Genomic DNA, 19,892 nt, shown 5'->3' with positions numbered 1-19,892 from the left:
GTGGCGCCGGACCGGGACCCGGACGGCTCCTCCTCCCGCTCCGGTGCACACACCCCGCCGGCCGCCCCCGGTGGTGGCCGGCCATGAGCGCGGTCGGCCTGTACGTCCCCGGGTCAGGGCCCCTCCACCGGGTCCCGGCCGGGGGCAAACTCCTGGCCCTGCTGTTCGTGGGCGTCGCCCTGGTCGCCGCCGCCCGTCTGTGGGTCTCGCTCGCCGTCCTGGTCCTGGCTGCGGCCGTCTACCCCCTGGCCCGCCTGTCCCTGCGCCACGCCTACCGGGTGGTGCGGGTGCTGTGGCCGTTCCTGCTGGGCATTGCCGTGTTCCAGGCGCTGGTGGGGGAGTGGACCGAGGCCGTGCGTCTGGGGGCCCAACTCGCCGCGCTCGTCCTCCTGGCCAACGCCGTCACCCTCACCACCCGCGTGAGCGCGATGTTCGAGCTGTTCCAGAACCTGGCCCGTCCCCTGCGGCGCGTGGGTGTGGACCCCGACCGGGTCGGCCTGGTGCTCGCCCTCACGGTGCGGTCGATCCCGATGGTCGGCCAGGCCTGGCGGGCCGCACACGAGGGGTACCTGGCCCGCGGCCTCTCCGGACGTCCCCACCTGAGGGTGGTCCCGGTGATCGTGCAGCTGCTGCGAATGGCCGAGGCGACCGGCGAGGCGTTGGTGGCGCGAGGTATGGACGAGAGTGAACGGGAGCGCTGAGTCCGCTGAGGACCGTGGGTCCGTGAGGCCGGGTACCGATTCGGCATCGAGTGGGTGTTTTCCGTCCTTTTTGCGTGGACAATGGTAGTACAGCACCTCCACTCCCCGTCGATGAACCCGGTGATACCGTGCTTCGGCGCTCCCCCGCCACTTCCCGAGCCCGGACCAACACTGCGGTCGTCGTGGCCGCCTTCGTCGTACTGGTCGTCCTGTCTGCTTCCGGCGCCCCCGTCCGTCCCGAGGCACGTATGGTCCAGTCCCTGATCACCTGGGACGACGCCGAACTCCAGCCCTTCGAGCCTGTGTCCGGTCCCCCGGGGGACGTCCCGCTCGGAAGCGGGCGCCGGGCCGAACTCACCGCCGAACTCGACGACCTGGCCGAGGAGCACGATTTCGGCCTGGCGGTGCAGGACCTGCGTACCGGGGCCACCTTCAGCCACGGGGCCCACACCCGGTTCCCGACCGCGAGCGTGGCCAAGTTGTCGGTCCTGGCCATGCTGGTACGCGCCGCGGAGCAGGACGGGCGTGACCTGACCGGCGGCGAGCGCGCCCGTGCCGAGCAGATGATCCGTTACAGCGACAACGGGGTCACCGACGACCTCTACGACCGCATCGGCTTCACGCGGGGGTTCGAGGAGGGCGCGGAGGCCTTCGGCCTGCACGAGACCGAACCGCACCCGAGCGGCAGGTGGGGGTCGACGCTGACGACCGCATCCGACCAGCTCCGCCTCCTGCGCGCCCTCTACCTGGCGGAAGGGCCGCTGACCGGGGAGGGCCGTGCCCGGGTCCGGGGGCTCATGGAGTCGGTGGCGCCCGAACAGGTGTGGGGCGTGGCCGCGGCGGCCGGCCCGGAGGACACGGTCGGGCTCAAGAACGGATGGGCCCCTCGCGAGGACAACGGCGGCCTGTGGACGATCAACTCCGTGGGTTACGTCGCGGGGCCGGGCCGGGAGTACCTCGTTGCTGTGCTCTCCGACGGCCTCTCCGGTTACGGGAGCGGGGTCACGATGGTCGAGGACGTGGTCGTGCTCGTCACCGGTGCCATGGAGGAGGGCACCGAGGCCGACGAGGCACGCCCCGCCCGCTGAACCCGCGGGCGGGGCGGCCGGGTCTCAGCCCTGGTGCCGCAGCACGCTCACGGCGAAGTCGGCGCTTTCCGACCACGCCTTCAGGTCCCAGGTCGCGAAACGGTGCTCCACCCGCAACCCAGCGGCCACCACGTGCCGGTCGAACTGTTCGATCGTGAGCGTGCGGCCGAGGCCGAAACCCACGACGACGAACCCGTCGGCCACGACGTGGCGTGCCACCGAGGACAGCACGTCGGTCTCGGAGTCGGGCGCCACGAAACACATCACGTTGCCGGCCAGCACCGCGGCGTCGAACGGTTCCCCGATCCCGTGCGCGGCCAGGTCCAGGCCGGCCAGGTCGGCGACCGCGTAGGCCGGCCCGGGGTGGTCCTTCCGTGCGGCCTCGATCAGCGCGGGGTCGACGTCGACCCCGACGGCCCGGTGGCCGCGGTCGTGCAGTTCACCCGCGAGGCGGCCGGGACCGCACCCGGCGTCGAGCACCCGGGCCCCACGGGGCAGCATCGCGTCCATCAGGCGTGCTTCCCCGGCCAGATCGGCGCCTTCGGCCGCCATCGCACGGAAGCGCTCGATGTACCACTGGGAATGGCCTTCTTCTGTCTCGGTGAACCACCGTGTCGTTCTGCTCATGCCCCAGAGGCTAGAGGTGTTGTCCGGCGCGGGGGCGGAGGGGGAGGGATCGAGGCCCCGCACCGGGCCGGCCCGGTGGCAGCGCCCGGGAGAACGCTGACACCGGTCACCGGTGCACGGAAGAGCGCCGGAGACGGCCCTCCCGTGGGACCCGCCGCGTTCGGCGGGTCTCAGTCCAAGGGGCCGCCCGCGACGTAGACGACCTGACCGGACACGTACCCGGCGTCCTCACTGGTGAGGAAGGAGATCGTGTTGGCGATGTCCTCGGGCTGGCCCGCGCGGCGGACGGGGATCTCCGACTCCTTGAAGGCCTTCATGTCGTCGAAGTTCACTCCGATGCGCTCGGCGGTGGCGCGCGTCATCGCGGTCTCGACGAAGCCGGGGGCGACGGCGTTGCAGGTCACACCGAACTTGCCGAGCTCGATGGAGAGGGTCTTGGTGAAGCCCTGCAGGCCGGCCTTCGCGGTGGAGTAGTTGGCCTGGCCACGGTTGCCCTGCGCCGAGGAGCTGGAGAGGTTGACGATGCGGCCCCATCCCTGCTCGGTCATGTGCGCCTGGGCGGCCCTGCTCATGAGGAACGCACCGCGCAGGTGCACGTTCATGACCGTGTCCCAGTCCTCCACCGACATCTTGAAGAGGAGGTTGTCGCGCAGGACCCCGGCGTTGTTGACCAGGATCGCGGGCGGGCCCAGACGCTCGGCCACGGTCCGGACGGCGGCCTCGACCTGGTCGGGGTCGGAGACGTCGCAACCCACGGCCAGGGCGGACCCGCCTTCGGCCGAGATGCGGTCGACGACCTCCTGGGCTTCCGACTCCTTCAGGTCCAGAACGGCGACGGACCGGCCCTCACGTGCGAGGCGCTCGGCGGTGGCGGCTCCGATACCACGGGCCGCCCCGGTCACGATCGCCACTCGAGGTGTTGCGGACATAAGTGCGTGTACCTCCATCTTTCACGCGGTGGGCGCGGGGGAATACTATCCCCATGCCTGCCGGTCGGTAAGCGACCGGGGTGCCTTTCCGGAGCGGACGAGAGGCGTGCCGGCAACTTTTCCGGGCGCTACGACCAGGGGTTTGTCAGTGCACATGCACCGGGTTTCCGGTTTCCCTGATCTTTGGCGGGACGTGGCTTACGATTGCCTGCAAGAGTCAGGTGCACGTGCAAAAGACCCGTGCACGGGCACACCCGGAGAGGGGTGGAAGGTTATGGAGTGCGCGGAGGCGACCGCCGGCCCCGCTCGGGGGTGGTGGCTCAAGGTCCTCACGCACGGGTCCCGGCGTTGGAACACGCCGGTCTGCGGCGACACCCACGATGCCGTCACGTGGACCTTCGGTCCGCGCCCCCACACGGTCGGTGTCGCACGCGAGATTTCTGAGGTCCTTCTGCATGAATGGGAGATGCAGTACTTGTCCGGGGGTGTCATGGTCGTCGTTTCCGAATTGATGACCAATGCCGTCCGGCACGGAGCGCCCTCCGGCGCGTCCCTGTCCCGCGACCGGGATATTCAGCTCTCTCTCATGCGTAGCGGCGGAGAATTCATCTGTGCGGTTCGTGACGGATCTGATGCCTTGCCCAGTAGAAGACAGGCCGACCTCACCGTGGAAGGTGGGCGAGGGCTTGCCTTGGTGAGTGCCTTCGCGCGAGAGTGGGGGGTGATTCCCACGCAGCCCGGCGGAAAGTTCGTCTGGGCGCAATTCGTGTGATCCCCTCGAGGGCGCGTGCCCGCGGCGCAGCGTCCCGGGTACGGACCCCGGCCGGTGGTGATCCGGTCTTCCCACGGGGTCCGGTGAACGCGGTGGGCCGACCGTACGGGGGACGACCTCGGGTCGGACGGCTCGCTTCGTAATGGCCTTGTCGTGTATGTGTAGTCTCCCGTCGACACCCCCGAACTCTCCCGAACTCGGATACTCTTGTGCGGCGGAATGACAGAGAGGCGGCGAACGTGGATATCGCTCGATTGCGTGCGGGGAGCGGCCCCACTGTGCGTCGCATGCTCCTTGGACACGAGCTGCGTGAGTATCGCGAGGCGCGCGGTATCTCACGCGAGGACGCGGGTGAGCGCATTCGTGCCTCCGCGTCCAAGATCAGCCGTATGGAACTGGGCCGCGTCGGTTTCAAAGTGCGCGATATCGAGGACCTCCTGAAGATGTACGGGGTCACCGACCGTGCACGGATGAAGGCTTACCTGCAGATCGCGAAGGAGTCCAACGAGCCCGGGTGGTGGAAACGCTACGGGGACTCACTGCACAAGTGGTTCACGCGGTACGTGGGTTTCGAGGAGGCCGCCGACCACATCCGGGTCTACGAGTCCCAGTTCGTCCCGGGGCTGCTGCAGACCGAACCCTACGTGCGCGAGGTCATCTCCGCGGGTGGGGCCTCCGACGAGGTCACCGAGCAGCGTATCCAGGCCAGGCTCGAGAGACAGCAGCGCGTCGAGACCGACGAGAAGATGCGCATGTGGGTGATCCTCGACGAAGCCGCGGTACGCCGCCCCGTCGGCGGGCAGACCGAGGAGGGCCTGCGCATCATGAGCGGCCAGATCCGCCGTCTCATCGATCTGGCCGAGAACTACTCCAACATCACCATCCAGATCGTGCCCTTCTCCGCCGGCGTGCACGCCGCCGAAGCGGGTTCCTTCACGATCCTGCGGTACTCGGAGTTCGAGCTCTCCGACCTGGTCTACCTGGAGAACCTGACGGGTGCGGAGATCGTCGACCGCCGTCCGGTGGTGGAGGCCTACACCAAGGCCATGACGGGGCTGAGCGTGGCCGCCGCGACCCCCGAACAGACCCGGGAGATGCTCGAACATATCCTCGACGACCTGGAGAAGGGCCGCTCCGACGGCTGAGGTCCCGTACCGCCTGCGTCCTGGCCGCCCTCCTCGTGGGGCAGCCGACGTGTTTCTCGTGGCGGGTCCGACACGTGCTGCCGGGTTCCCGCAGGTGCCTTCTGCCGGCTTCCCGTGCGACCCGGGTCCGCTCTCGGGAGGGGACCACGGCCGCGGGGTCGCCACCGGTCGAGCACCGTCCGGGTGGCGGCCCCGCGAATCACCTGTGTCCGGAGGGCCCCGGCCGGGCGGTCAGCCGAGGAGGTTGTCGAAGTCCCCGTCCTTGGCGCCCAGGATCAGGCAGTCGATCTCTTCCTGTGTGTAGACCAGGGCCGGCCCGGACGGGAACCGGGAGTTGCGCACGGCGATGGAACCGTCTCCGAGCCGGGCCATCTCGACACAGGCGCCCTGGGAATTGCTCCGGCGTGCCTTCTGCCAGGTGGTCCCGGACAGTTCGGTCGCGCTGATGCCGTTGTGTGCCGTCATGCTCGCTCCTTCTTTCGAGGGGAGAATCGTGTGCGGATGCACTGTCATATGCACGTGCATGCGCACTGACATTTTCATAAGCATAGCGTGACCCAGACCACTTGTCCGGGCGTTTTCCCGGGATGTAAGCGCGATGTAATCACTCTCCCCCGGCAAGGAACCCTGCGCGGCCCCGTCGATCGGGGAAGACCGCAGTCGCAGGTCGCGGGGGTGCCCCCGAACGGACGGCGGGGTGGGCGGCACACGGCCGCCCACCCCGCCGGATGTTCACCGGATCCCGCTCAGCTGCAACCGAGCGCGTCGGTCAGCGCATCGAGGTTGCCGCGCATGATCGAGGGATAGTCGTCGCCGGGGGAGTCCTCGGTGACGCCCTCCAGCGGGTCGAGTACCTTCACCTCGGCGCCGGTCTCCCCGGCGATGGTGTCTGTGGTCGCATCCGGCATCAGGGGTTCGGTGAAGACCGTGTCGATGCCGCGCTCGTCGACGATGTCGGAGATCTCGGCGATCTGGGCGGGGGAGGGTTCGCTCTCGGGGTCGACACCGCTGAGGCCCACCTGCTCGAGGCCGTGGGCCTCGGTGAGGTAGGTGAAGGCGGTGTGGCCGACCACGACGTCGCGCTGGTCGCAGGAGTCCAGGCCCTGTTCGTACTCCTCGTTCAGGGCGGAGAGCGTCTGCGAGACCTGCTCGGCGTCGGCCTCGTAACTGTCGGCGCCCTCGGGGTCGACCTCGCTCATGCGCTCGGCAAGTGCGGTCGCGGCCTCGTCCATGCGTTCGGTGTCGAGCCAGAAGTGCGGGTCGTGGGGGCCGTGGTCGTGCTCGTCCCCGTCCTCGTGGTCGTGCTCGCCCTGGGTTTCCTCGGCCGGCAGCAGGTCGACGACCTCGCTCACGTCGAGTGCGTTGTCGGAGGCCTCCTGCTCCACGGCCTCGTCCACGGCCGGTTGGAGGCCGGTGACGTAGAAGGCGATGTCGGCCTGGCTGACCTCGCCGATCTGGCGTCCGGTCAGTTCCAGGTCGTGCGGTTCGGCGCCCGGTTCGGTGAGCTGGCTGACGGAGACCCGGTCGCCGCCGATCTCGGTGGCCAGCCATTCGAGGGGATAGACGCCGGTGACCAGGGTCAATTGCGCATCTTCGGGGGAGACGCCGTTCGCGCCGGTCCCCTGTCCGCCGCAAGCGGTGAGCGTCATCAGTGTCGCGGCGCCGAGGGCAGCGGTCCGCACGGTGGTCCCAGTTCGCATCCCCCAATGATCAGGAAAATGAAAACGGTTGTCAATTTGTCCGACTCATCGTGGTTCTCACGAGAGCTCGGCGAAGCGTTCGACGTCCTTGGTCCGTCCTGCGACGACGATGAGGTCACCCGAGTCGAGCACGGTCTGTTGCGTGGCGTAAGTGAACGGATGTCCCGAATGCTTGACCGACACCACGGTGATCCCGAACTCCTTCCGGATGCCTGACTCACTCAAGGAGACCCCTTGCAGACGACGTGGCGTGGGTGTCTTGATGAGTGAGAACCCTTCCTCGATCTCCACGTAGTCGAGGACCCGCCCCGACATGAGGTGGGCGACGCGTTCACCCATGTCGTGTTCCGGTAGGACCACACGGTGGGCTCCCACCTGTTCGAGGATGCGTCCGTGGCGGCGGCTGGTGGCCTTGGCCCAGATGAGGTCGACGCCCAGGTCGACGAGCAGGGACGTGGTGAGGATGCTCTCCTCCAGGTGAGTGCCGATCGCCACCACCGCGCGGGTGAACTGCTCCGCACCGATCTGGCGGAGGGCCTCTTCGTCGGTGGCGTCGGCCACCACGGTGTGGGTCAGGGAGTCCGCGAAGTGCTGAACACGCCGCGAGCTGGTGTCCACGGCGAGCACCTCCCAGCCGTAGTTGACCAACTCCAGGGACAGAGAACTGCCGAACCGGCCCAGGCCGATGACCAGGACACCTTTGTTCTTCTCACGGCTCCTTCGGTGAGACATTGCGGACTTCTCCTGTCGGGGTAGGAAAGAACGGGCACGGCAGGTCAGCCGACGATCGGCCGGTCCTCCGCCAAGGTGTAGCGACGCCGCCGATCGCTCATGGCGAGCGCGGTGACGAAGGTGATGGGCCCGAGCCGTCCGGCGATCATGAGCACGATGATCATCACTTGGGCCCATGAGGGCAGCTCGGGTGTGAGACCGGTGGAGAGGCCGACCACACCGACGGCCGAGGCGATCTCGAACAGAGCGGGCAGGAGTTTGTACGAGGTGGTGGCCAACAGGAGCAGAGTGCAGAACGCGACCACCGTGGCCGACATGAAGATCAGACTCAACGAGTGCCGGATCACTGCGGGGGGAAGCTGGCGGCCGTAGACGTGCACCTGGTCATGGGAGCGGGCTTCGGCGAGGACCACACAGAAGATGATGGCGAGTGTGGTGACCTTGATACCGCCGGCCGTGCCCGCGCTGCCCCCTCCCACGAACATGAGCATGATCGTGAACAGAAGGGTGGAATCCTCCATCGCGCCCGTGTCCGTCACATTCAGCCCGCCGCTACGGGGCATGACCCCGTGGAAGAAACCGTCGGTGATACGGGTCCACCAGTGGAGTTGGCCGAGGGTCTGGGGGTTGTCCCATTCCAGGGCCGGGATGGCCAGGCACGCGCCCATCAGGAGCACGGCGGAGGTGGCCAGGGTGATCTTGGTGTGCAGGCTCCACGCCCTGGGGAGACGGAAACGTCGCCAGAGCTCGATGATGACCGGAAAGCCGATGCCGCCCAGAACCACGGCCAGCGCGATGGGAAAGAGGACCAGAGCGTCGCCCGAGAAGCGGCTCATGCTGTCGTCGTACAGGGAGAGTCCGGCATTGTTGAAAGCGGAAACGGAGTGGAAGAAGCCGGTGTAGAGCGCTTCTCGTAATTCCATGTCGTAACCGAGCCACATCCGCGGGGTGATCAGGACGAAGGTGAGGCTCTGGACCACGACGAAGATGAGAGCCACCCGGCTGACCAGTCCGCGCACGTCACCGACCCAGAGGCTCTTGGTCTCGGCCTGGACGTTGAGCTGCATTCTGAGGCCGAACCTGTGGACCACCGCTGTGCCGAGCAGCGCGGCCAAGGTCATGATGCCCATGCCGCCGATCTGCATGAGTGCCAGCACGACACCCTGACCGAAGTGCGTGAGGTCACCACCGATGGAGATGATGCTGAGTCCGCACACGGCCAGTGCCGTGGTGGAGGTGAAGAGGGCTTCGACGAAGGTGAGGTTCTCCGAGCCCGCCGATGCGGCCGGTGTGAGCAGGAGCCCGGTTCCGAGGAGATCCACGGCCACGAACATCAGGAGGAAGACCCGCGCGGGCTGGAGCCCGCCTTTTCCCTCGTGCGGCAGGCGCCGAGGGAAAACAGAGGGGCTCGGCCGCTCGGCCCCGGGGCGCCCGAACAGGCGACGCAGGAGTGTGTTCGGGGAGAGCGCTGGTTCGCCGGTCACGGTCGTGCCCTGAAGTACGCGGGTGTCACCTTTACCTCCTCATCGGTAGCCCGGAGGAATTGTGCCAGAACTGCGCAGCTCAGTGGGCCACGACCGATCGCTCCGCCCCTGCCGGTCCTGCACTCCGGTGTCCCTCGCCCGGAGTCAGTGGTGCCGGGCGCCCTCGTGGTCGAAATGGCCCGGCGGTTCGAGCTGGAGGGTGGAGTGCTCGACGTCGAAGTGTCCCGACAAGCAGGCGTGGAGCTGATCGAGCATGAGGCCGGTGTCTGCCAGGTCCTCCTCGCGCACCACCACGTGCGCCGACATGACCGGGACGCCGGAGGTGATGGTCCAGGCGTGCAGGTCGTGCACGTCCACGACCGAGGGGTGGCTCAGCAGGTGGTCGCGGACCTCGGCCAGGTCCATGTCCTTGGGGGTGGCCTCCAGCAGCACGTGCACGGCCTCGCGCAGCAGCGACCAGGCGCGCGGCACGATGATCGCGGCGATGATCAGGGACACCAGGGTGTCGGCCTGGCTCCAGCCGGTCAGCCACACGATCGCACCGCCGGCGATGACCCCGATCGAGGCCAGGGCGTCGCCCATGACCTCCAGGTAGGCGCCCCTGACGTTGAGGCTCTCCTTGGCGCCGGAGCGCAGCACGAACAGGGCGGCGATGTTGAGGACGAGGCCGAAGGCGGCCACCGCCATCATGCCGGGGCCGGAAACATCGGCCGGGTCCTGGAGGCGGTTGACGGCCTCGTAGGTGATGAACCCGAACAGCGCGAACAGCATGATCGCGTTGACGGCGGCGGCGAGGACCTCGGCGCGTTGGTAGCCGAAGGTGCGCCGGTCGGTCGCGGGCTTGGCGGCGACCCAGACCGCGACGAGGGCGAGCCCGACCCCGAGGGAGTCGGTGACGGTGTGTCCGGCGTCGGAGAGCAGGGCCAGGCTTCCGCTGTAGGCGGCTCCGATGACCTGCACGACCGCGACGGTGAGCATCATCCCCAGAACGATCGCCAGACGGCCTCGATTGGCGGCCCCGGCGGTCACGTGACCGTGATCGTGCCCGGCACCCATGTGCGCACCTTTCTCAGGGACAGTTCAGCCGTCACTGTTTATACAGCCTCTGCTGTCTATACACCAAACTTTGTACAATGATTTTCATGTTGACTTCCACTCAACGCCTCGACGCGATCCAGCGGCTCGGGCGCGCGCTGTCGGATCCCACGCGCTCGCGGCTCCTCCTCGCCCTCCTGGAGGGGCCCAACTACCCGGCCGGCCTGGCCGACCAGCTCGGGCTCACCCGCCAGAACGTCTCCAACCACCTGGCCTGCCTGCGTGACTGCGGGTTGGTGCGCACGTTCGCCCGCGGGCGCCAGGTCAGCTACGAACTCGTCGACGCTTCGCTGGCCCATGCCCTGGAGGACCTCCTCCAGGTGGTGTGGGGTGCCACCCGTTCCCATCAGAGTCCCGTCGAGAAGCTCGACCCGGCCTGACGGCGCGCCGACGCGCCCTCCGCTTTCCCCGCGCCCGCATCCGGTGCTCCTGGCCCCGGGGTCTCTCCTGCGTCCCTCTGCCGGTGTCCGTTCCCTCGGTAGTCGGTCTTCTTGCGGTTGACCGAAAATGGCCAGTGTGATGTCCGTTACAGTCCCGGTGTCCTCGGTGCCAGTGGGGAGAGCCGCCTCAGCAGGGATGATCTTCGTCTTCCGGTCGATGTCCTTAAATAGGATCGGGGTCGAACCCCGACAGAAGGCCGACGCGACCCTGAAAGTTCCCTGAACCCTCCTTGGGCCGCCGGACTTCCGATATAACGCGACGTAGGGTGAATTGGGTGACCGGCGGAGACGGGACCCCTCTCCGCTCGGGTCGCGCACGAAGGCGCGGTTCGGGCCGCCACCACTGAGGGCCCGGTCCCCCAGAAACCCCCACACGAGGACTCGGACGCCGCTCGAGGCACGCACACCGCTGCAGGACCCAGCGGCAATGGGCACGTGTGGGGCCCGTGCACCCACAGACACTCCGGCGGGAGCCCCTGACGGGGGCGGCGCCCGCCGGGCACACGGCAGCGAACAAGGAGCGAGGACACTCATGTCCATATTGGCCGCCGGAACCGGTGGAGGGGGCGTGCCCCGCGCCGGGCGCACGTGCCGCCGGGCACGACCGGAAGGGGTGGCGGAATGAACCGTCTTGCGAGGATGTCGCTCGGTAACCGGGCACTCGTACTGCTCATCACCCTCGCGGTGCTGTTCTTCGGGGTCTTCGCGGCCACCTCGGCCAAGCGTGAGCTCTTCCCGGAGATGGACCTTCCCATGGTCATGGTCTCGGCCAACTACGAAGGTGCCACACCCCAGGTCGTCGAGAGCCAGGTCACCGAGACGGTCGAGCAGGCCGTACAGGGTGTGGAAGGTGTGGAGAGCGTCACCTCCACCTCCAGCACCGGCAACGCCCAGATCATGGCCGAGTTCGACTACGACCAGGAGCAGGACGCCGTCGTCCGCGAGACCCAGGTGGCTGTCGACCAGATGGCCGGGATGCTCCCCGAGGACGTCGAACCCCAGGTCGTGTCCATGAGCATGGACATGATGCCGGCCATGATGATGGCCATCGGCACTTCCGAGGGTGACGAGGCCGAGCTGGTCTCCACGGTCGAGAACGTGCTCATCCCCGACCTCGAGTCGGTGCCGGGCGTGCGTTCGGCCAGCCTCAGCGGCACCGCCGAGGAACGCGTGGAGATCGACCTCGACGACGGCGAGCTCGAGGACGCCGGCCTGTCCTCCCAGGACGTCACCGACGCCCTGGAGACCAACGGACTGGTCCAGGCCGGCGGCACCGTGAACGAGGGGGAGCGCACCCTCAGCGTCACCACCGGCGAGGAGTTCACCTCGCTCTCCCAGATCGAGGACGTGTGGGTCCAGCCCTCCCAGGGCATGGAGGGGCCCGGCGGGACGCCGGGCGCCCCGCCCGAGCCGGTACAGCTCGGCGAGCTGGCCGAGGTCTCCCTCGAGGAGGAGGACACCCGGACCATCGCCCGCCTCGACGGCGAGCCCAGCATCGCCCTCATGATCATGGCCACCCCCGACGGCAACACCGTCGAGATCTCCGAGGGCGTCAACGACGTCCTGGACGAGCAGTCCGATCTGCTCGGCGATGACGTCAACGTCGGGGTCGTCTTCGACCAGGCCCCGTTCATCAACGACTCGGTCTCCGACATGCTGGAGGCCGGCGGTTACGCGCTGGTCGCCGCCGTCATCGTGATCCTGGCGTTCCTGCTGTCGATCCGTTCCACGCTGGTGGTGGCCGTCTCCATCCCCACGTCGGTACTGGCCGCCTTCATCGGTATGGCCGGCTTCGGGTTCACGCTGAACATGCTGACCCTGGCCGCCATCACCATCTCCATCGGCCGTGTGGTCGACGACTCCATCGTGGTGCTGGAGAACATCCGCCGACACCTGAGTTACGGCAAGGAACGCGCGGCCGCGGTCAAGGACGGGGTCGGCGAGGTCGCGACCGCCGTGGCCTCCTCGTCCCTGGCCACCATCGCGGTCTTCCTGCCGATGGCCTTCGTCGGGGGAATGGTCGGCGAGATCTTCATGCCTTTCGCCGTCACCAGTGCTCTGGCTCTGGGCGGTTCGCTGCTGGTCGCACTGACCATCACCCCGGTGCTGTGCTACTGGTTCCTGCGCCCGCGCGAGGTGGGGGAGCGCACCCAGGCCGAGATCGAGGCGGAACAGAGCGAGTCGGAGAAGCGCACGCCCCTGCAGCGCGCCTACGTGCCCGTCATCCGCTGGATCACCACCAAGCGCCGTTCGGCCACCGCCCTGACGCTGGCCGCGAGCGTGGTGATCATGATCGGCACCGTGGCCATGGCCACCACCGCCGAGACCGACTGGCTCGGGGAAGCGGAGGAGAACAACTACTTCGTGGTCCAGGAGCTGGAGCCGGGCACCTCGCTGGAGGCCGCCTCCGAGGAGGCCGAGCAGGTCGAGGAGATACTCGGCGGCAAGGCCTGGGTCGACACCTTCCAGACCAACATCGGCGGCGACCCGATGACGGGCGGGGGAGGCGGCGGTGGCGGGGTCGACCAGATCGACTACACCATCACCGCCGACCCGGAGTCCGACCAGATCCGCAACCGTGACGTGCTCCGCGAGGAGTTCGAGCGGATGGACACCGAGAACGAGCCGCGCCTGGACGCCACGGGCGGTATGGGCGGCTCCGACCTCCAGGTCCAGGTCACCGCCGACAACCAGGAGACCCTGGCCGAGGCGACCGGCCTCGTCGAGGACGCCATGCGCGACATCGAGGGTGCCGAGGACGTCACCAGCGACCTGAGTGAGACCCAGTCCTCGTTGGAGGTGCACGTCGACGGCGAGGAAGCCGCCGAGCACGGCCTCGACGAGGCGATGATCGGGCAGATGCTGTCCTCGGCCTTCAACGGCCGGACGGTCGGCAACGCGACCCTGGACGAGGTGCGCCACGACACGGTCGTGCTCGCCGACGAGGCCCCGCAGACCCGGGGCGAGCTGGAGGACTTCGAGCTGACCTCGCCCACCGGTGAGGACCTCGTGCTCACCGACGTCGCCGAGGTCGAGGAGGTCGAACAGCCGCCGGAGCTGACCCGTATCGACGGGGTCACCAGCACCACCGTCTCGGGCTCGGCCACCGCCAGTGACCTGGGCGCGGTGACCCAGGAGATGACCCGGACCCTGGACGGGCTCGACCTGCCCTCGGGGGCCTCGGTCAGCATCGGAGGCGTGAGCCAGGACCAGACCGAGGGCTTCGCCCAGCTCGGGCTGGCGCTCCTGGCGGCGATCGTCATCTCGTACCTGATCATGGTCGCCACGTTCAAGAGCCTGATCCAGCCGCTCATCATGCTGGTGTCGGTGCCGTTCGCGGCCACCGGTTCGCTGGGCCTGCTCCTGCTCACGGGCACCCCGCTGGGTGCGGCCGCGCTGATCGGCATGCTGATGCTCATCGGCATCGTCATCACCAACGCCATCGTGCTCATGGATCTCATCAACCAGAAGCGCAAGCAGGGCATGGAGATGAGCGAGGCCATTGTCGAGGGCACCCGCCACCGTCTGCGGCCCATCCTGATGACCGCTGCGGGCACGATGGTCGCGCTGGTGCCGCTGGCCACGGGTATCGCCGGCGGCGGGATGTTCATCTCCGGCCCGGTCGCGATCGTGGTCATCGGTGGTCTGTTCACCTCGACCGTGGGAACGCTCGTGCTGGTCCCCGTCCTCTACCAACTGGTGGAGTGGCGCCGGTCCAAGCGTGAGGCCAAGTGGGCCGCGCGTTACGAGCGCAAGCGCCGCCGTCGCGCGGAGAAGGCCGCCCGGGCCGACTGACAGGCGGTCGTAGTGAGACGAGGATCACATTTGCCGGTGCCGATGTGATCCGGTCGTCCCCGTGGCGGGTCCGTGAAGGGCCCGGCACGGGGACGGTTTCGTTCGTGCCCTCCCGTGATGGCCGGATCCGGTCAGAGGGCCTTCCTCCACTGCCGACGGAGTGCCGATTTGTGCTATCCGGGCAGTCCAGGCAGTCTTTCGAGACATGAGTGAAACGAAGAAGAGCCTCGACGACCTCGTCCGTGCCGAGCTCGGCGAGGAACCCTCCCAGGAGGCCAAGGACTACGCCCGGCAGCTCTACGAGCGTTACCGCATCCCCCGGACCGACGACACCGGCGACGGGAGTGCCGACAGCGGAGCCGCGACCGACACCGAGGGTTCGGCTCCGACCGAGAACTGACGGGCGCACACGTGCACGCATGCGCCGGTACAGCGGCACTCGTGCGTCCGTGGTCCCCTCGGGCCCCGAATTTCCGCGGGGCCGTCAGGAGGGCTCGTCCTCGCTCCATTCCAGCTCGAACCAGACTTCGCGGCCCCTGCCGTTACGGCGGGGTTCGCTCCCCCATTTGCTCGCCAACGCCTCGACCAGATCCAGGCCCCGACCGTTCTCGGACGTGTCGTAGGGGGTGCGGTGCTGGGGCTCGGGCGTGCGACCCAGGTTTCCCAGGTCTCTGACCTCCACGCGTGCCCACCCCGGGGCCCGGCGGACCCGGATCTCGAACTTGCCGGCCTGTTCCCCCGACGCGCTGTGGGTGATCGCGTTGGTGGCCAGTTCACTGGTCAGGAGCGCTGCGGTTGTCGCTTCGGGTGAATTGTCGAGGTGGCGCGCCACGAACCGTCGTGCGTGGGCGATCTGGTTGGGCAGTCCGGGAAAACGCCTCCGGTCTGCTCGTCCTGTCTCGTCGTTCATGGAACTCGCCGGTCGTCGGAGAAGCGCGGAAGAGGGATCGAGGACCCGTGGGTCCTCCGGCGATGGCTGCACGGTCAGGAGCGGACTGCTGTTCGCTGCATTCTCAAACATCTCTACTTCCCGAGTGGATGTGCGCGTCCCGAGCGCGTCCGTGCCCGTCGTACGGGGCGCAGCGCGGTGTCGCGCACCCAGGTCGGAACCCCTGGGGCAGGGAGGGGAAGCGGTGTCGCAGGGAGAGCCGGGCGGCCTCTCGTGATGGTCGGTCGTCTACAGCGGCGGACGTGCCCGACGACACTGAAGGGCGCGTATGGCCCCAAGCATACGCATCGTGCTTCTTCCGTGACCCCACAACCCCGGGTTCTGACAGCGTATCCCCGTGCGAGCTGGGAAAAAGGGGGGCCCGGGCCGGTCGGGGGAGAGGCGGGGCGTGCGATCCCGTGACTGGTGGGACACCCGTGACTCTGTAACGATCAAATAACGCATGTACTGCCTGTGGTGCTCTTGCGTCCTGAGTGCCCGGAGATACAAGGTATGGGGATGCCTGCCCCTGTTGTTCCCCTTGCCCCTCTTCCTGGCGATCACGGGCTCGACCTCGACCCCTCGACCCACCTCACCGACGAAGGACACCTGCTCGTCGGCGGAAGCCCCACCCGCATCATGCGGCTGACCTCCGCCCAGGTCAGTATCCTCCTGCGCTGGATGGGTGGTGCCGCACCCACCGGACGCCAGGCCCGCACCCTGGCCACATGGCTGGTGTCCGTCGGCCTGGCCCGCCCGCGCCCGCCTGCCGGGGCCGGTGCGTCCGGCGCCGTGTCCGGCGAGGCCTCCACGGCCGGCACCGACGTGCTCGTGCTGGTCCCGGCCGGGGTGTACCCCGAGCCCGGATGGCTCGCCCCCGCCCTGGAACATCTGGAGGACCCCCGTGTGGGCGCCGTCGTGCCCCGAGCCCTCGTCGACCCCGAGGACCGTCTCGACGTCGGCCCCGCACGCGCCCGCCTGGCCGCCCGGCTCACGAGCCTGACCCTGCCCGGCATCCCCGGCGATCGCGCGGTCGAGCACACAGCCGCCGATCCGCTGCAGCGGATCCCCGCGCTCGTGGTGCGCCGCAGCGCGCTGTCCGCCCCGGGTACCGCTCCTCCCGACCCCGAAACGGACACCGCTCGCCTTCCGCCCGCCGAGTCCCTCTCTCGGACACTGCCGCCCACCCTCCTGCACGATCTGGTAGCCGACGGGTGGTCGGTGCGCCACGAGCCCCGTTCCCGGGTACGGGTCGAACCCCTGCGCGGACCGGGCGCCTACCTGTGGACGTGTCTGCAGATCGGTGCGGCCGCCGGTGGCCCGGGGCGCGCCGTCGCAGCCGGGAGCGGGCCGGGCCGGGGCAGTGCTGCCGGGCCCGAGTTCACCTGGGCCGGTGCGGCCGCAGCGACCCTGGCTCTGGCCGGGCGGCCGGTCACCGGGGCCCTGGTGGGCCTGGCGGGGTACACGGTGGCCGCAGGTGCACACAGGCTGCCGGCGGGGACGGCGGTACGTGCGGTGGGTGCGTGTGCGCGCGACGACACCCGGGCGGTGATGCGCGCGGCGGAACAGGGGTGGGCCCCGGTCGCCGTCGCGGCCTGCCTGCGGCGTCCGGCGGTGGCGGCGGCCGTGGTGGCCTCGGCGGGGGTGGCCGGAGGGGCCTCACCAGTGCGTACGGCGGCCTGGGTCGCCGGGGGAGTGGCCCGGTCCGCGGGGACGTGGTGGGGCGCTTGGCGCTCCCGCTCCGCCGCGGCGCTGGTTCCCCGGGTACGTGCGCCCTTCGGCAGGGGCCGGGGTCCGCGCGCATGAGGGGGCGACGTGTGTGCTCCGGTCCTGCGGGACGCGGGGCGGGCTCCGGGCGTGGAACAGACCCGCTCAAAGGGTGATGTTAGCAGTGGTTAACTGCCTCATTACTGTAGGTGAAAATGGTACTCGGTCCTTTTTGCGGGGAGGGGTCTTTTGTGTCTGCAGCGAAGGCGCACGAGGGGATCCGGTGCGGCGGTTCTTGTCGGCCTGTTGCGGGAAACGCCAGAGGCTCGGGCAGGCGTCGCCGCACCGCATTCATGTAAACGGTGTTTACGAACTGGGGTCGCCCATGCCCTTGAATCCCGGCGGCTGGGGGCTTCCGTGATGGGCCGTGTCGTGGTAGCGGTCGACATTGAAAGTTCGACAAATTGCCAGCCCTGGTGTGCCTAAATCAGTACCGTTGTCTTTTCTTGATGTGCTGGTTACCGTCAGGTGTCTAGTGGCCCCGCAGAATCATGACATTCCGGTCACTGATCGTGCTCCGGTGGAAAGTGTGAATCGGCAGTCACCGGGAGTAATCCCCGCCGGTGGTCGCAGGATCGCAGGAGCTTAACGGAGACCCTCCGGTCGGCTCACGGTCCAGGCTCCCGGGCTCCCCTGTTGCGTGACCGACCACAACGCAGACAAGCGCCGGGCTCGGCTGTGAGGTTCGGAGATAGTTTTGGGCAAGTTCCTGGCCAGACGGCTGTTGAACTACGTCGTGTTGATCTTCCTCGCGACGAGTTTCGCCTATGTACTCGCCGCGACGAACCTCTCGCCGCGCGACTACTTCGAGCAGATGCAGCCCCCGCCCGAACCCGCGCTGGTCGACGCGCAGCTCGACAAGCTCAACCTCAACGACCAGACCCCGCTGGCCCAGCGCTACGTCACCTGGATGAGCGGTGTGTTCACCGGTGACTTCGGCCAGACCATCCAGGGCGGCAGCGTCTCCGACCAGATGATGATGAAGGCCGGGGTCACCCTGCGCCTGATCGTCGTGGCCACCCTCCTGGGCAGCGTCATGGGCATCGCCATCGGTGCCTACGCCGCCATCCGCCAGTACCGCGCCTTCGACAAGGCCGCCACCGGCGCCTCCTTCTTCGTCCTGTCGATCCCGACGGTCGTCATCGCGATCGTCATCCAGGTCGCCGCCGTGGCCGTCAACGACATGCTCGGCATCCAGTTCTTCCGATATTCGGGCGAGTACACGGCAGGCTTCGAAGGCGATTGGTGGGAGATGCTGGTCAACCGCGTCTACCACGCGATCCTGCCGACACTGGTGCTCGCCCTGGCCCTGTTCGCCACCTTCGCCCGCTACCAGCGCAACATGATGCTGGACGTGCTCGGCTCGGACTTCGTGCGCACCGCCATGGCCAAGGGGCTCACCCGGCGCAAGGCCCTGTTCAAGCACGCCCTGCGCACCGCGATGATCCCCACCATCACCTACTTCACCTTCACCTTCGGGATGCTGGTCTCCGGCGCGACCTTCACCGAGAAGATCTACGCCTGGCAGGGCATGGGCGCCTGGCTCATCGACTCCATCGCACGGCAGGACGTGCACGTGGTCACGGCGGTCTCCTGCTTCATGGCGGTCACGATCATGGTGGCCTCCCTGCTCTCCGACATCCTCTACGCCTGGCTCGACCCGAGGGTGAGGGTGTGATGAGGACCGGCCCCCGCCACCACGCCCCCGCCCCGCACCGTCCGCGCCCCACCGCGGCCGCACCGTTGGAGACCACGGCATGAGTACGAGCACCGACACCACCCCTCAGAACACGGAGGGCCAGGCACCGGCCGTGCCGCCCGCTCCCAGCCGTTCCAAGGACATCCTGCAGCAGCTGATCGGTACCCGCCGCGTCATCATCGGGCTGGTGATGCTCGCCGTCCTGGCCCTGGTGGCCTTCCTCGGGCCCCTCATCAGTGCTTGGGATGTCAGTGAACGCGACTACCTCAACATGCTCCAGGCCCCCACACCCGAGCACTGGTTCGGTACCAACCGCACCGGCCAGGACATCTTCACCCAGGCCACCGCCGGTCTGCAGAAGTCCCTGCTCATCGGTCTGCTCGTCGCGCTGATCTCCACCGTGGTGGCCGCCCTCGTGGGGGCCTTCGCCGGCTACTTCGGCGGGCTCACCGACAGGGCCCTCATGTGGGTCGCCGACCTGGCCCTGGTCCTGCCCAGCTTCGTGATCCTGGCGATCCTGTCCCAGCACTTCATGGGCTCGAGCGGCTGGTTGATCCTGGTCGTGCTCCTGGGCGGTCTGAGCTGGATGGTCACCTCCAAGATGGTGCGGGGCATGACCATCTCGCTACGTGAACGCGAATACATCCACGCCGCCCGCTTCATGGGCGTACCCCCGCGCACGATCATCCTGCGCCACATCCTGCCGAACATGTCCTCCCTGCTCATCGCGGACGCCACCATCATGGTCAGCACCGCGATCATCGGGGAGACCGCGCTGAGCTACTTCGGCCTCGGTGTGCAGCCGCCCGACATCAGCCTGGGCATCGTCATCGCCGACGGCGCCGATTTCGCCACCACCGCCCCGTGGATGTTCCTCTTCCCCACGGTGCTGCTGGTGCTGCTGGTGCTCGCAGTCAACATGATCGGGGACGGGCTCCGAGACGCCCTCGACCCGACCACGAAGTCCCGCCGCTAGTGAAGGCAGCACAC

The 19,892-nt window shown here is 68.3% G+C and carries 18 protein-coding genes; 10 read left to right on the top strand and 8 right to left on the bottom strand.

Annotated features, from left to right (window positions below; all coding sequences use genetic code 11):
• The first annotated feature begins 83 nt into the window (after positions 1 to 83).
• Together D456_RS0111510 and D456_RS0111505 are read left to right on the top strand one after the other, a co-directional pair.
• Positions 84 to 701, top strand: a complete 618-nt coding sequence (locus D456_RS0111510) for an energy-coupling factor transporter transmembrane component T family protein (protein WP_017576333.1) — start codon at positions 84 to 86, stop codon at positions 699 to 701.
• Positions 702 to 883: 182 nt separating this feature from the next.
• Positions 884 to 1,789, top strand: a complete 906-nt coding sequence (locus D456_RS0111505) for a serine hydrolase (RefSeq protein ID WP_017576332.1) — start codon at positions 884 to 886, stop codon at positions 1,787 to 1,789.
• A 24-nt stretch (positions 1,790 to 1,813) separates the two neighbouring features.
• On the opposite strand, the gene D456_RS0111500 is transcribed toward D456_RS0111505, so the two are convergent.
• Positions 1,814 to 2,416: a class I SAM-dependent methyltransferase gene (locus D456_RS0111500; protein ID WP_017576331.1), complete on the bottom strand. Its 603-nt coding sequence runs from the start codon at positions 2,414 to 2,416 to the stop codon at positions 1,814 to 1,816.
• A 170-nt stretch (positions 2,417 to 2,586) separates the two neighbouring features.
• Positions 2,587 to 3,345 carry an SDR family oxidoreductase gene (locus tag D456_RS0111495; RefSeq protein WP_026115776.1) on the bottom strand — a complete coding sequence of 253 codons (759 nt, stop codon included), beginning with the start codon at positions 3,343 to 3,345 and terminating at the stop codon, positions 2,587 to 2,589.
• Between the two features lie 274 nt (positions 3,346 to 3,619).
• On the opposite strand from D456_RS0111495, the gene D456_RS27910 reads away from it, so the two are divergent.
• Together D456_RS27910 and D456_RS0111485 are read left to right on the top strand one after the other, a co-directional pair.
• Positions 3,620 to 4,117 carry an ATP-binding protein gene (locus D456_RS27910; protein WP_017576329.1) on the top strand — a complete coding sequence of 166 codons (498 nt, stop codon included), beginning with the start codon at positions 3,620 to 3,622 and terminating at the stop codon, positions 4,115 to 4,117.
• 287 nt (positions 4,118 to 4,404) lie between these two features.
• Positions 4,405 to 5,262 (top strand): helix-turn-helix domain-containing protein, encoded by an 858-nt coding sequence (locus tag D456_RS0111485; RefSeq protein ID WP_017576328.1) that lies wholly within the window; start codon positions 4,405 to 4,407, stop codon positions 5,260 to 5,262.
• A gap of 231 nt (positions 5,263 to 5,493) precedes the next feature.
• Here D456_RS0111485 and D456_RS0111480 read toward each other — a convergent pair whose 3' ends face one another.
• The 5 genes from D456_RS0111480 to D456_RS0111460 all read right to left on the bottom strand — a co-directional run bounded on the left by D456_RS0111480 (position 5,494) and on the right by D456_RS0111460 (position 10,234).
• A complete protein-coding gene (locus D456_RS0111480) occupies positions 5,494 to 5,727 on the bottom strand; it encodes a DUF397 domain-containing protein (protein ID WP_017576327.1) in 234 nt (77 codons plus the stop codon).
• 281 nt (positions 5,728 to 6,008) lie between these two features.
• On the bottom strand, positions 6,009 to 6,962 hold the full coding sequence (locus D456_RS0111475; protein ID WP_040699121.1) for a metal ABC transporter substrate-binding protein: 954 nt from the start codon (positions 6,960 to 6,962) through the stop codon (positions 6,009 to 6,011).
• A gap of 57 nt (positions 6,963 to 7,019) precedes the next feature.
• Positions 7,020 to 7,694, bottom strand: a complete 675-nt coding sequence (locus tag D456_RS0111470) for a potassium channel family protein (protein WP_017576325.1) — start codon at positions 7,692 to 7,694, stop codon at positions 7,020 to 7,022.
• A 44-nt stretch (positions 7,695 to 7,738) separates the two neighbouring features.
• Entirely contained in the window at positions 7,739 to 9,028 is a 1,290-nt protein-coding gene (locus tag D456_RS0111465; protein ID WP_026115774.1) for a TrkH family potassium uptake protein, read from the bottom strand.
• A gap of 294 nt (positions 9,029 to 9,322) precedes the next feature.
• A complete protein-coding gene (locus tag D456_RS0111460) occupies positions 9,323 to 10,234 on the bottom strand; it encodes a cation diffusion facilitator family transporter (protein ID WP_017576323.1) in 912 nt (303 codons plus the stop codon).
• 86 nt (positions 10,235 to 10,320) lie between these two features.
• Between D456_RS0111460 and cmtR the strand changes: the two genes are divergently transcribed.
• The 3 genes from cmtR (at position 10,321) to D456_RS0111440 (ending at position 14,908) form a co-directional block, all read left to right on the top strand.
• Positions 10,321 to 10,653, top strand: a complete 333-nt coding sequence (gene cmtR / locus D456_RS0111455; protein WP_017576322.1) for a Cd(II)/Pb(II)-sensing metalloregulatory transcriptional regulator CmtR — start codon at positions 10,321 to 10,323, stop codon at positions 10,651 to 10,653.
• 681 nt (positions 10,654 to 11,334) lie between these two features.
• Positions 11,335 to 14,508, top strand: coding sequence for an efflux RND transporter permease subunit (locus tag D456_RS0111450; RefSeq protein WP_230479916.1), 3,174 nt, complete (start codon positions 11,335 to 11,337; stop codon positions 14,506 to 14,508).
• Between the two features lie 205 nt (positions 14,509 to 14,713).
• Positions 14,714 to 14,908, top strand: coding sequence for a hypothetical protein (locus D456_RS0111440; protein WP_017576320.1), 195 nt, complete (start codon positions 14,714 to 14,716; stop codon positions 14,906 to 14,908).
• An 84-nt stretch (positions 14,909 to 14,992) separates the two neighbouring features.
• Here the strand turns inward: D456_RS0111440 and D456_RS0111435 are convergent, their stop codons facing one another.
• Positions 14,993 to 15,418 carry an ATP-binding protein gene (locus D456_RS0111435; RefSeq protein ID WP_017576319.1) on the bottom strand — a complete coding sequence of 142 codons (426 nt, stop codon included), beginning with the start codon at positions 15,416 to 15,418 and terminating at the stop codon, positions 14,993 to 14,995.
• A gap of 537 nt (positions 15,419 to 15,955) precedes the next feature.
• Here D456_RS0111435 and D456_RS0111430 point away from each other — a divergent pair.
• The 3 genes from D456_RS0111430 (at position 15,956) to D456_RS0111420 (ending at position 19,878) form a co-directional block, all read left to right on the top strand.
• Positions 15,956 to 17,242: a hypothetical protein gene (locus D456_RS0111430; RefSeq protein WP_193373829.1), complete on the top strand. Its 1,287-nt coding sequence runs from the start codon at positions 15,956 to 15,958 to the stop codon at positions 17,240 to 17,242.
• A 658-nt stretch (positions 17,243 to 17,900) separates the two neighbouring features.
• Positions 17,901 to 18,881: an ABC transporter permease gene (locus D456_RS0111425; protein ID WP_017576317.1), complete on the top strand. Its 981-nt coding sequence runs from the start codon at positions 17,901 to 17,903 to the stop codon at positions 18,879 to 18,881.
• Between the two features lie 79 nt (positions 18,882 to 18,960).
• Positions 18,961 to 19,878 (top strand): ABC transporter permease, encoded by a 918-nt coding sequence (locus D456_RS0111420; RefSeq protein WP_017576316.1) that lies wholly within the window; start codon positions 18,961 to 18,963, stop codon positions 19,876 to 19,878.
• Positions 19,879 to 19,892 lie beyond the last annotated feature (14 nt).

The sequence above is a fragment of the Nocardiopsis kunsanensis DSM 44524 genome, assembly GCF_000340965.1.
In the GTDB taxonomy this organism is placed as follows: Bacteria; Actinomycetota; Actinomycetes; order Streptosporangiales; family Streptosporangiaceae; genus Nocardiopsis; species Nocardiopsis kunsanensis.
Note: the sequence above shows the minus strand (reverse complement) of the source record. Positions and strands in the feature narration are given on the sequence as shown.